Genomic DNA, 11938 nt, shown 5'->3' with positions numbered 1-11938 from the left:
TCAGGTGGCTGCAGCGCAGGGCACAACGCTCGGCTCGCTGGGCAAACTGACGGAACTGCGTCAGCGCATCTTTTTCCTTATTGGTGCGCTGATCGTCTTCCGCCTCGGCTCGTTCATTCCCGTTCCGGGCGTGAACCCCGAGGCGATGACGAGTCTGGTCGAGGGTGGTGGCGGCCTGTTGAACATGGTCAACATGTTCTCGGGTGGTTCGCTGTCCCGCTTCTCGGTGTTCGCTCTCGGTGTGGTGCCGTATATCTCGGCGTCGATCGTGGTGCAGATGATGGGCTCGGTCGTTCCGTCGCTCATGGCACTGCGCAAGGAAGGCGAGGCGGGTCGTCGCAAGATGACCACCTACACGCGCTTCGGCACGGTGGGTCTCGCAGCCTTCCAGGCGTTCGGCATCGCGGTGGCCCTGCAGAAGCAGGTCGCCACGGGCGGCGCACCGGTGGTCTACATGCCGGGTGCCGGCTTCGTCATGGCGTCGGTCGTCGGCCTCACCGCCGGCACGATGTTCCTGATGTGGCTGGGCGAGCAGATCACGGAGCGCGGTATCGGCAACGGTATCTCGATGCTGATCTTCGCCGGTATCGTCGCGGGCCTGCCGGGTGCCATCGTGCACACGCTGTCCATGGCGAACAACGGCGAGCTGTCGGTCCTGAAGCTGCTGATGGTCACCGTGGTGATCCTGGCGGTCACGGCCTTCGTGGTGTTCATGGAGCGCGCCCAGCGGCGTATCACCGTGAACTACGCGAAGCAGGGCAGCCAGCGTCAGTTCCAGCGCCAGACCTCGCACCTGCCGCTGAAGATCAACATGGCGGGCGTCATTCCGCCGATCTTCGCGACCAGCCTGCTGCTTTTCCCCGCGACCGCGGCGACCTGGTTCGGCTCTGCCCACCAGTCCCGCTGGCTGCAATGGCTGACCACGGCGCTGAGCCCGGGTGAGCCGGTCCACGACATCGTTTTCGCGGTGCTGGTGATCGGTTTCGCCTTCTTCTATACGGCGATCGTGTTCAATTCGCAGGAAACGGCCGATAACCTCAAGCGTTCGGGCGCGTTGATTCCGGGCATCCGCCCGGGTCGTGCCACGGCGGACTACATCGATGGCGTCATGACCCGGCTTACCGGTGTTGGCGCGCTCTACATCGTACTGGTCTGCCTGGTGCCCACGTTCATGCAGAACGCCTGGCACGTCCCGTTCTATTTCGGCGGCACTTCGCTGCTGATCGTGGTGGTGGTGGTGATGGACTTTACGGCTCAGGTCCAGGCCCATCTCGTCAGCCACCAGTACGAGAGTCTGCTTAAGAAGTCCAATCTCCGTCGCAGCTGAGACGCGACGGAGGCCCCAAGTAGGGGAGGCCTTGGCGCCCAGCGCCGCAGGACTTCCCGTTTAGGTTAATTACGGTTAGAATTGCGCGTTTACCGCGCACGAAACGCATCGGAGACAGTACATCATGGCGCGCATCGCGGGTGTCAATTTGCCGGTCCAGAAGCATGTCTGGGTTGGTTTGCAGAGCATTTACGGAATCGGCCGTTCGCGGGCGAAGCAGGTTTGCGTCGACGCGGGCGTGGTTGCGACCACTCCCATCAAGTCGCTCAGCGAAGGCGAGGTCGAAAAGATCCGAGCCGAGATCGCCAAGTACACGGTCGAGGGCGACCTTCGTCGCGAAATCGGCATGGCGGTCAAGCGCCTCATGGATCTTGGTTGCTACCGTGGCCTGCGCCACCGTCGCGGCCTGCCGGTGCGCGGCCAGCGCACGCGTACCAACGCCCGTACCCGCAAGGGTCCGCGTCGTCCGATCAAGAAGTAACGGATACCGATCATGGCTAAGCCGGTTAAAACCAAGAAGAAGATCAAGCGCGTCGTCACGGATGCCGTGGCCCACGTGCAGGCTTCTTTCAACAACACCATCGTCACGATCACCGATCGCCAGGGCAACGCCCTGTCGTGGGCGACGGCGGGCGGCGCGGGTTTCCGCGGTTCCCGTAAGTCGACCCCGTTCGCAGCGCAGGTCGCCGCCGAAAAGGCTGGCCGCGCCGCTGGCGACTACGGTGTGAAGACCGTGGAAGTGCGCATCAAGGGCCCCGGCCCGGGCCGCGAGTCGGCCGTGCGCTCTCTGAACGCGTTGGGCTACAAGGTGCTCAACATCATCGACGTCACGCCGATTCCGCATAACGGCTGCCGTCCCCCCAAGAAGCGTCGCGTCTAAGGAGCATACCCATGGCCCGTTATCGTGGAGCTACCTGCAAACTTGCGCGTCGTGAGGGTGCCGACCTCGGTCTGAAGAGCCCCGCCCGCGCGCTCGATTCCAAGTGCAAGCTCGAAAACAAGCCCGGCCAGCATGGCGCAAACAAGCGCGCCCGCCTGTCCGACTACGCTGTTCAGTTGCGTGAGAAGCAGAAGGTCAAGCGCATCTACGGCGTGCTTGAGCGTCAGTTCAGCAACTACTACACCAAGGCTTCGACCCAGAAGGGCAATACGGGTGAAAACCTGCTTCGCCTCCTGGAAAGCCGTCTCGACAATGTCGTCTACCGCATGGGTTTCGCGGTCACCCGCGCCCAGGCTCGCCAGCTCGTGGCCCACAAGTCCGTCACGGTCAACGGTAAGAAGGTCAACGTGCCTTCCTATCATGTCCGTCCGGGCGATGAGGTTTCGCTGACGGAGAAGGCCCGCACGCAGTTGCGCGTGCAGGAAGCGGCGACGATCTACGACACGATGGATCTTCGTCCGTCGTGGGTCGAGGTCGACAGCAAGAAGTTCGCAGGCACGTTCAAGGCCGTTCCGGATCGCGGTGATCTGCCGGCCGATATCAACGAAGCCCTGATCGTCGAGCTTTACTCGAAGTAATCCACCGGAGCCTTGCATGGCAGTTTCGTCAACTAGTGTGCTGCGGCCTCGTGGCCTCAGCGTCGAGCAGCTTGGAGCGAACCGCGCTAAGGTGGTGGTCGAGCCGCTCGAGCGTGGCTTTGGTCACACCCTGGGCAACGCGCTGCGCCGCGTGCTGCTCTCTTCGATTCCGGGCAGCGCGATCGTCGAGGTCGAAATCGACGGCGTGCTGCACGAGTACACCACCCTGGAAGGCCTGCAGGAGGACGTGATCGAAGTCCTGCTGAACCTCAAGGATGTCGCCATCCGCCAGCACAGCGGTGATGAAGTCACCCTGACGTTGTCGAAGAAGGGCAAGGGCGTGGTCACCGCAGGCGATATCGCGGTCGATCATTCCGTTGAAATCGTCAACCCGGAACACGTGATCTGCCACCTCACCAAGGATGTGGCACTGAACATGCGTCTGAAGGTGCGTCGTGGCGTCGGCTACCAGCCGGCCAGCGCGCGCCAGCATCCGGATGACGAGACGCGGCCGATCGGCCGTCTGCAGCTCGACGCGTCGTTCGCGCCGGTCCTGCGCGTGGCTTACGAAGTGGACGCGGCTCGTGTCGAGCAGCGCACCAACCTCGACAAGCTCGTGCTCGACATCGAGACGAACGGCACGATCGGTGCTGAAGACGCGGTCCGCAAGGCTGCTGAGATCATCAACGATCAGCTGTCGGTTTTCGGCGATTTCTCGCGCCGCGAGAGCGATTCGACCAAGGCGGAGAAGGGCGGGTTCGATCCGCTCCTGCTGCGTCCGATCGACGATCTCGAACTGACGGTCCGTTCGGCGAACTGCCTCAAGGCCGAGAGCATCTACTACATCGGCGACCTGGTCCAGAAGACCGAGGTCGAGTTGCTGAAGACGCCGAACCTGGGCAAGAAGTCGCTGACGGAAATCAAGGATGTGCTGGGCGGGCGTGGTCTCGCTCTCGGCATGAAGCTCGAAAACTGGCCGCCGCCGGGTCTTTCCCACGGTATGCAGTTGGGCTGATGTTTCACGGGGCGATCGGTATTCGATCGCCCCGATCCTTTGCACCACCCGGCGGATGCCTCGTGCACTTCCACCGGGATTCCAAAGCGGTCCAAAGAGGCCGTGCTCTTATAGCGGGGCGTTCTTATAGCCTTGCATTAGCGGGTAACCGCGGAAAGTCGGCTCATCCTGACCGGCTTTTCATAACAATAGACTCAGAGAGTAAACGCCATGCGCCACCAGAAATCCGGTCGCAAGCTCAACCGCACGAGCAGCCACCGCGAAGCGATGTTCAAGAACATGGCTTCGTCGCTGATCAAGCACGAGCTTATCCGCACCACCCTTCCCAAGGCGAAGGAACTCCGTCGCGTCGCCGAGCCGCTCATCACGCTCGCCAAGACCGATGGCGTCGCCAACCGCCGCCTCGCTTTCTCGCGCCTGCGCGACAAGCAGGCCGTCGGCAAGCTCTTCGTCGAGCTGGGTCCTCGCTACCGCGAGCGTCCCGGTGGTTACCTGCGCATCCTCAAGTGCGGCTTCCGCCCGGGCGACAATGCTCCGATGGCGTATGTCGAGCTGGTGGACCGCCCGACCGCGGGCGAAGCAGTCGACGCCGACTAAGCCCGTCCAGGCTTGATCGAAGAAACCCCGGCCGGGAAACCAGCCGGGGTTTTTTTTGCTTGGTGCTGAGGGATTGTCGGTTCTGCGGGCTCGGCTTCGCCCTCGCGTTTGCTGTGTGCGTGGCGGGGGAGCTGCCGGGCGTCCCCCCTCGGCGCGCCAGGCGGTGCCGTCCCTTGGGGAAGGAAGCCGCTGCGCGGCGGTGTCCGATGGCTGCGCCCCGGCGGGCCCGGACGGTCGGGCGGGGGTTTTCGATTCGGCCTCCTGCCTCAGCGAAAACGATCGGCCGTCCAGGCCGATCCCCTGCGGGCCTTGTCCGCCCGGCCATCCTCGGCGCCTCATGTCGCGCCGAGGGGGACGCCCGGCAGCTCAGTCACGACTGCGGTGGGTTGAGGCGAAAGAGCGAAGGTTGTCGCACTCCGCACACTGCACACAGAACACCGCGATACATCGCAAAGCACCGCCCCTGTTTGACCACCACCCCCCTGGTGGGAGCCGACTTTGTCGGCGATCCCGCGGCAGCGGGCCCGGCTGAGGCAAGCACCCATCGCCGACAAGGTCGGCTCCCACCAGGGCGGCGAGGGTGGCGGCCGACGGCTCGGTCATGCAACTCACACAAGTGATTGACATGGTTACCAATGAAACTGCGCGCGCCTACTGACAAGTACCTACACAAAGGGTTAACGTGGGTGTCCCGCATCGCACCATCCCCACATGAACCCTCGTAACTGGTCGTTCCGCACGCGTTATCTGCTCGCCTTTGCCGTCTGCGCGGCCCTCATGGCCTTCGCCTTGTACGCGCAGTACGTGATGCACCTGGACCCGTGCCCGCTGTGCATCTTCCAGCGCATCGCGGTGTGCTTCATGGGCTTGTTCTTCCTCATCGGCGGGCTGCATGCGCCGGGGAAGCGGGGCGGACGTGCCACCTATGCGATTCTCGTCACGCTCGGCGGCTTGTGGGGCATTGCGACCGCGGGGCGCCATCTGTGGATGCAGACCCTTCCGCCCAGCGAGGTTCCCGCGTGCGGGCCCGGCCTGGGTTACCTCTTCGACGCCTTTCCCTTCATGAAGATGTTGAAGCTGGCGTTCACCGGCTCCGGCGAATGCGCCAAGCTGGAGCCCATCCTCGGCCTGCCGATGCCCGGATGGACCTTGTTGTGGTTCGTTGTCCTCGTCGTCTGGGCTCTCCTGGCCCTGCGCCGCGGCGTTCGTTGACTTTCCGCGCCTCTCGAGGCGCTTCCACGTAGGCATTACCCCATGCAGCACTCCCTCAAAGCCGTAGTTCCCCCGTCCATCGACTGGACGCCGGGCTCGTGGCGGTCGAGGACCGCCCTTCAGCAGCCGACGTACGAAGATCTCGACGAGCTCAACCGCGCGCTGGCCCAGCTCGGTGAATTGCCGCCGCTGGTCACCTCGTGGGAGATCCTGGCGCTGAAGGAGCGTATCGCCGAAGCACAGGACGGTGAGCGCTTCCTGCTCCAGGGCGGCGATTGCGCGGAGAGCTTCGCGGACTGCAACAGCCCGATCATTTCGAATCGGCTCAAGGTGCTGCTGCAGATGAGCCTCGTACTCGTGCACGGCTTGAAGAAGCCCGTATTGCGCGTCGGCCGTTTCGCCGGCCAGTACGCCAAGCCGCGGTCGGCCGATACGGAGACCCGTGACGGCGTGACGCTGCCGGCATTCCGTGGCGACCTGGTCAACAGTCCCGAGTTCACGCCGGAGGCGCGCCGCGCCGACCCGCAACGTTTCATCAAGGCGCATGCGCGTTCCGCGATGACGATGAACTTCGTCCGCGCGTTGATCGACGGTGGCTTCGCCGATCTGCACCATCCCGAGTACTGGGATCTCGCCTGGGTGGAGCATTCGCCGCTCGCGGCGGAATACAAGCGCATGGTCGCCAGCATCGGCGATTCGCTGCGTTTCATGGAGACCCTCGCGGGGCAGTCGATCTCCAGCTACTCGCGCGTGGATTTCTACACCTCGCACGAAGCGCTCCTGCTGCACTACGAGGAAGCGCTCACGCGCCGGGTGCCGCGACAGGAAGGCTGGTTCAACCTGTCCACGCATTTCCCCTGGATTGGCATGCGCACCGCCGCGCTCGATGGCGCGCACACGGAATACTTCCGTGGCATTCGCAATCCCATCGCGGTGAAGGTCGGCCCGACGGTCCAGGCGGACGATCTGCTGCGCCTGATCGATGTCCTCAACCCGAACGAAGAGCCGGGCCGCCTGACCCTCATCCATCGCATGGGCAACGACAAGATCGGCACGCATCTGCAGCCGCTGCTCGAGGCGGTCAAGCGCGAAGGGCGTCGTGTCCTGTGGGTTGCCGATCCCATGCACGGCAACACCGAAAGCACCAGCAACGGTTACAAGACCCGGCGCTTCACCAACATCGCCGGCGAACTCGACCAGGCCTTCGACATCCACGCGGCGGCCGGTACGCGTCTCGGCGGCGTGCATCTCGAACTCACGGGCGAAGACGTCACGGAATGCCTGGGCGGTGCCCGTGACCTCGTCGAAGGCGACCTCGATCGCGCCTACCGCTCCATGGTCGATCCACGGCTCAACTACGAGCAGTCGCTGGAAATGGCCATGCTGATCGTGCGTAAGTCCGGCGGCATGGTCTGACGCTCAGCAGCCGTGCCGCTTCCGCGCCCACGCCACATGCTCGCGCACGACCGGTGACGGATCACCGGCGCGCGCTTCGAGCGCGGCAATGACTTCGTCGCTCGTGGGGGCATTGCCGAGCCCCACGGCGATATTGCGCAGCCAGCCTTCGTAACCGGCGCGGCGTATCGCCATGCCTTCCGTGCGCGAGAGAAACTCCTGCTCGCTCCAGGCGAACAGGTCGACCAGCTTGGGGCCGTCGAGGCTATGGCGCGGCGCGAAGTCGGGCTCGGTCGCCTCTTGTGCGAACTTGTTCCACGGGCAGACCAGCTGGCAATCATCGCAACCGAACACGCGATTGCCCATGGGTTCGCGCAACTCGACAGGAATGCTGCCCTTGAGTTCGATGGTCAGGTAGGAAATGCACTTGCGCGCGTCCAGGCGATACGGACCCACGATCGCCTGCGTCGGGCAGATGTCGATGCAGCGCCGGCAACTGCCGCAGTGGGCGCTGGCTGGTTCGTCCACCGGTAGCGGCAGGTCGGTATAGAGTTCGCCGAGGAAGAAATAAGAACCCGCGCGCTTGTTGATCAATACCGTGTGCTTGCCGATCCAGCCAAGCCCCGCATTGCGCGCGATCGCCTTTTCCAGCACCGGTGCGGAATCGACGTACGCGCGATAGCGAAAGTCGCCGACACGCTCTTCGATCTTCGCGGCGAGTTTCTGCAGGCGGTTGCGCATCACCTTGTGGTAATCGCGGCCGAGGGCGTAGCGCGCGATATAGGCCTGCTCGCGGTCGTGGATGACATCCCAGGCATTCGGTGTGCCCGGAGGCACATAGTCCATGCGCACGGAGATCACGCGAAGCGTGCCCGGCTCCAGTTCCGCGGGACGGCTGCGCCGCGTGCCGTGGCGTGCCATGTAGTCCATTTCGCCGTGGTGGCCCTCGGCAAGCCAGCGTTCCAGATAGGCTTCATCGTCGGCCAGGTCGATACCCGCGACGCCCACGTCCGCGAAGCCAAGCTCGCGCGCCCATTGCTTGATCTGGGTGGCGAGGCTGGCGTAGTCGATGGATGAGGAGACGGGCATGCGTCCATTCTACCGGGGCTCCTATAATCGGCCGATGACCGCACCTCATCTCGGTACCGCCCTCTTCACATCCGTGCAGTCCCGCATGATCGACCGACGCGCGATCGACCAGCTCGGCATCCCGGGCTTTGAACTGATGACGCGCGCGGGGGCTGCCGCCTTCGCCATGCTGCGGCGGCGCTGGCCTGCCGCGCGGCGTCTGCGCGTGGTGTGCGGCGCCGGAAACAATGGTGGCGACGGCTATCTGGTCGCCCGGGACGCGCTGGCCTCCGGCCTGTCCGTGGATCTCGTGGCGCTCGATACGCCCAGGGCAGGGGACGCCGCCCGCGCCCGCGAGGCCTTCGAAGCGCTGGGTGGCATCGTCCATCCACTCACCGACTGGAGCGCGCTCCCGCCCGCCGACGTGATCGTGGATGCCATCTATGGCACGGGCCTGAACCGCGCTCCCGCCGGCGAGGCGGCCAGCGCTATCGAAGCGATCAATGCATCGGGCCTGCCGGTGCTCGCACTGGACGTACCCTCCGGTCTGTCGGCGGATACCGGCGCATGCCCGGGCGTCGCCGTCCATGCCGCCGCCACCGCGAGCTTCATCGTGCACAAGCGCGGCCTGCATACCTATCGCGCGGAGGTGGCTGGCGAGGTGGAACTGTTCGACCTCGGCTTGCCGCGCAGCATCCTCGAGGCGCCGGACGCGCGCCTGCTCGAACCGGCCGCGTTACCCCGACGTCCACGCGACTCGCACAAGGGTGGGAACGGCCACGTGCTCGCCATCGGCGGCGACCATGGCACGGGCGGCGCCGTGCGCATGGCCGCGGAGGCGGCGTTGCGTACCGGTGCCGGCCTCGTCAGCGTGGCTACACGCGAAGAAAACGTGCCGGCGATGAACGCGGCACGCCCCGAACTGATGGCGCATGGCGTCAATGGGCCACAGGCCTTGCAGCCGATGCTGGAAAAGGCTTCCGTGATCGCGCTCGGCCCGGGCCTGGGCCAGTCCGCCTGGGGCCATGCCTTGTGGACGACGGCGCTCGATGCGGGTCTGCCCACGGTCCTCGATGCCGATGGCCTCAACCTGCTGCATGCCGAGCCGCGCCCGCTTCCGGTGCGCGTCGTACTGACTCCCCACCCGGGCGAGGCGGGACGCCTGCTCGGTGTCGCGACAGCGGACGTGCAAGCGGACCGCTTCGCCGCCGGGCGCGAGATAGCGAAGCGTTACCGTGCGGTGGTCGTCCTCAAGGGCAATGGCAGCCTGATCGTTTCAGCCGAAGGGGAAGTGGCGGTGTGTCCCTGGGGCAATCCGGGCATGGCCAGCGGTGGCATGGGCGACACCCTCACCGGCATCGTCGCCGGCCTCATGGGACAAGGCTGCGAGCCTTACGAGGCGGCTTGCCTTGGCGTTGGCCTGCATGCGCGGGCGGCCGATGTCGCGGCACGGGCAGGTGAGCGAGGGCTCCTGGCAGGCGACCTGCTCGATCCGCTCCGTCGACTCGTCAACGGACTCGACGCATGAGCATCCTGGAATGGAACCTCGCCGACGAGGAGGCCACCATGGCGTTGGGGCGTCGCCTCGCACAGCAGGTGTCCGTCGGCCTGGTCGCTTACCTTCACGGCGACCTCGGTGCCGGCAAGACCACCTTCGCACGGGCTTTCCTCCGGGCCCTGGGCGTTGGCGAACGTGTGAAGAGCCCCACGTACAGCCTGGTGGAGGGCTATGACGTCGGCAAGCGCCGGGCCTTCCACCTCGACCTCTATCGCATCGCCGATCCTGGGGAACTCGAATGGCTGGGCCTGGACAGCCTGGCCGAACCGGAGGCCATCGTGCTGGTGGAGTGGCCCGAGCGCGGCGCTGGCGCCTTGCCATCCGCCGACCTCGAATTGAGCTTCCGCCATGAAGGGCAGGGGCGCGCCGTCCTTATCGAGGCGCGATCCCCCGCGGGACAGCGAATCCTGCGATCGCTAGGCGCCTGACGCGCGCGCAAGGCCTTGTGTTTCAACAGGTTCTGCATCGACACGCAAGGCGGTTTCCACCCGCATCTCCGGTCGTCGGTTGCAAGGCATTCCTGTACGCCCGTTGACGAAGGTTTCGCAGGTCATGGATTAACAAGGGAAAACGTCTTGCATTCAGCGTGCGCTTGCAGTTCAATCCTGGCCGTATGAGGGGAATCACTATCAAACTTGGCCTTCTTGCGTGCGTGACCGCCGTCGCGACGCTGGCCCCTGCCGTCTCGACAGCGGCCGACATCAAGGCCGCGCGGGTCTGGGCCGGTCCGGAATACACCCGGGTGGTGTTCGACTTGTCCGGTCCGGCGACCTACAAGATGTCCCAGGGCGATACCCCTGGCAGTGTCGTCCTCGACGTCGCCGGGAGCGCGGTGGCGGGTGACTTCGCCGCACCGGGCGGGCAGGGCCTGTTCAAGTCGATGACGGCCGGCAAGCAGGGTGGCAGTGCACGCATGGTCGCCACGGTCGATCCGAAGGCCAAGCCGAAGAGCTTCCTGCTCAAGCCCGCCGGCGATTACGGGTACCGACTCGTGCTCGACCTCTACCCTGGTGGGCAGAGCGATCCCGGCGACAACCCGGTCACCGACGATGTCCCTTCGGTGGCGGATGCGCCGGCCGAGGCGGCCATCGCGACCGCGCCGCGTGGCTCACGGGGCAAGACGGTTCCCGCAGGCAAGCCGCCGATGCTCGCCAGCGAGCGCAAGGTGGTGGTCGCCATCGACGCCGGCCACGGTGGGGAGGACCCGGGCGCGCGTGGCGCGACCGGCCTGCGCGAGAAGGATGTCACCTTGCAGGTGGCGCGCGAACTCGCCGACCAGATCAATCGCCAGCCCGGGATGCAGGCGGTCCTCACGCGCAACGGCGATTACTTCATTCCGCTGAAGCGGCGCTACCAGATCGCGCGCGAGCACAACGCGGACATGTTCGTCTCGATCCACGCGGACGCGTTCAAGAACAGCGACGCCAAGGGCTCATCGGTCTGGGTGCTCTCCCCCCGCGGCAAGACGTCCGAAGCCGCACGCTGGCTGGCCGACCGCGAAAACCGCGCCGACCTGGTCGGCGGCGTGTCGCTCGACGACAAGGACGACACGCTCGCCGCCGTACTGCTCGACCTGCAGCAGGGCTACGCGATGCAGGCCAGCGAATCGATCGCCGGCAACGTCCTGAAAGCGCTGGGCCGCCTTGGTCCCACCCATCGCGGCTACGTGGAACGGGCCAACTTCGTGGTGTTGCGATCGCCGGACGTGCCCTCGATCCTGGTCGAGACCGCCTTCATCACCAATCCTTCCGAGGAACGGCGCCTGCGCGACGACGGCCACCGCCGTGAACTCGCCACCGCCGTCCTGGGCGGCGTACGCAACTATTTCGAGTCCATGCCACCGCCGGGTACCTGGTTCGCCGCCCAGGCGGCACGCCGGAACGGCACGTCGGTCGCCTCGACGGCGGTTTCGGCTCCGGCCACGCCGGCGGTGGGTTCCGACGCCGATGCCGTCGCATCCAGCGCGGTGAAATCGGCGACGCGCACGCCAGCGCCGAAGAAACCGGCCGCCAAGGCGGACGACAAGCAGCTCGCGGCCGCCGATACGCTTGCGCCGGCGAAGAAATCCACCGCCCGTGCCGATGAAAACGTCCGTGACGTGCACCGCGTCAACCGGGGTGAGACCCTGACCGGCATCGCCCAGCAGTACGGAGTATCGGTGGGCGCGCTGAAGCTCGCCAACAAGATGACGGACAACAACGTACGCATCGGCACGGTGATGGTGATTCCTTCGGGCTGAAGCGGCCCT

General features: G+C 65.4%; 12 protein-coding genes. 11 read left to right on the top strand and 1 reads right to left on the bottom strand.

The annotated features are described in order from the left end of the window. Positions 1-4 precede the first annotated feature (4 nt). From secY to ACN9M2_RS14520, 8 genes are all read left to right on the top strand, one after another. Positions 5-1327: a preprotein translocase subunit SecY gene (gene secY, locus ACN9M2_RS14555; protein WP_306849899.1), complete on the top strand. Its 1323-nt coding sequence runs from the start codon at positions 5-7 to the stop codon at positions 1325-1327. A gap of 124 nt (positions 1328-1451) precedes the next feature. After that, positions 1452-1808 carry a 30S ribosomal protein S13 gene (gene rpsM / locus ACN9M2_RS14550; protein ID WP_029213875.1) on the top strand — a complete coding sequence of 119 codons (357 nt, stop codon included), beginning with the start codon at positions 1452-1454 and terminating at the stop codon, positions 1806-1808. Between the two features lie 12 nt (positions 1809-1820). Further along, a complete protein-coding gene (gene rpsK, locus ACN9M2_RS14545) occupies positions 1821-2207 on the top strand; it encodes a 30S ribosomal protein S11 (RefSeq protein WP_007513384.1) in 387 nt (128 codons plus the stop codon). An 11-nt stretch (positions 2208-2218) separates the two neighbouring features. Next, positions 2219-2845: a 30S ribosomal protein S4 gene (gene rpsD, locus ACN9M2_RS14540; RefSeq protein WP_029213873.1), complete on the top strand. Its 627-nt coding sequence runs from the start codon at positions 2219-2221 to the stop codon at positions 2843-2845. Between the two features lie 16 nt (positions 2846-2861). Beyond that, a complete protein-coding gene (locus ACN9M2_RS14535) occupies positions 2862-3860 on the top strand; it encodes a DNA-directed RNA polymerase subunit alpha (RefSeq protein ID WP_046967234.1) in 999 nt (332 codons plus the stop codon). A gap of 210 nt (positions 3861-4070) precedes the next feature. Then, positions 4071-4457, top strand: a complete 387-nt coding sequence (gene rplQ / locus ACN9M2_RS14530; RefSeq protein WP_306849943.1) for a 50S ribosomal protein L17 — start codon at positions 4071-4073, stop codon at positions 4455-4457. Between the two features lie 711 nt (positions 4458-5168). Then, on the top strand, positions 5169-5669 hold the full coding sequence (locus ACN9M2_RS14525; RefSeq protein ID WP_426285395.1) for a disulfide bond formation protein B: 501 nt from the start codon (positions 5169-5171) through the stop codon (positions 5667-5669). 42 nt (positions 5670-5711) lie between these two features. Next, positions 5712-7085: a class II 3-deoxy-7-phosphoheptulonate synthase gene (locus tag ACN9M2_RS14520; protein WP_426285394.1), complete on the top strand. Its 1374-nt coding sequence runs from the start codon at positions 5712-5714 to the stop codon at positions 7083-7085. 3 nt (positions 7086-7088) lie between these two features. On the opposite strand, the gene queG is transcribed toward ACN9M2_RS14520, so the two are convergent. Further along, a complete protein-coding gene (queG, locus tag ACN9M2_RS14515) occupies positions 7089-8153 on the bottom strand; it encodes a tRNA epoxyqueuosine(34) reductase QueG (protein ID WP_426285393.1) in 1065 nt (354 codons plus the stop codon). A gap of 34 nt (positions 8154-8187) precedes the next feature. Here queG and ACN9M2_RS14510 point away from each other — a divergent pair, with 34 nt between their 5' ends. From ACN9M2_RS14510 to ACN9M2_RS14500, 3 genes are all read left to right on the top strand, one after another. Continuing rightward, positions 8188-9660 carry an NAD(P)H-hydrate dehydratase gene (locus ACN9M2_RS14510; RefSeq protein WP_426287932.1) on the top strand — a complete coding sequence of 491 codons (1473 nt, stop codon included), beginning with the start codon at positions 8188-8190 and terminating at the stop codon, positions 9658-9660. Further along, the gene (tsaE, locus tag ACN9M2_RS14505; protein WP_426285392.1) at positions 9657-10118 is read left to right on the top strand and encodes a tRNA (adenosine(37)-N6)-threonylcarbamoyltransferase complex ATPase subunit type 1 TsaE; all 462 of its coding nucleotides are present in this window, start codon (positions 9657-9659) and stop codon (positions 10116-10118) included. The genes ACN9M2_RS14510 and tsaE overlap by 4 nt, the downstream gene beginning before the upstream one ends. A 185-nt stretch (positions 10119-10303) precedes the next feature. After that, positions 10304-11929 (top strand): N-acetylmuramoyl-L-alanine amidase, encoded by a 1626-nt coding sequence (locus ACN9M2_RS14500; protein ID WP_426285391.1) that lies wholly within the window; start codon positions 10304-10306, stop codon positions 11927-11929. The last annotated feature ends 9 nt before the right edge of the window (positions 11930-11938 follow it).

The organism is Luteibacter sp. E-22 (assembly GCF_049913125.1).
In the GTDB taxonomy this organism is placed as follows: Bacteria; Pseudomonadota; Gammaproteobacteria; order Xanthomonadales; family Rhodanobacteraceae; genus Luteibacter.
The sequence above is the reverse complement of the archived record's forward strand: the minus strand, read 5'-3'. Positions and strand labels throughout refer to the sequence as shown.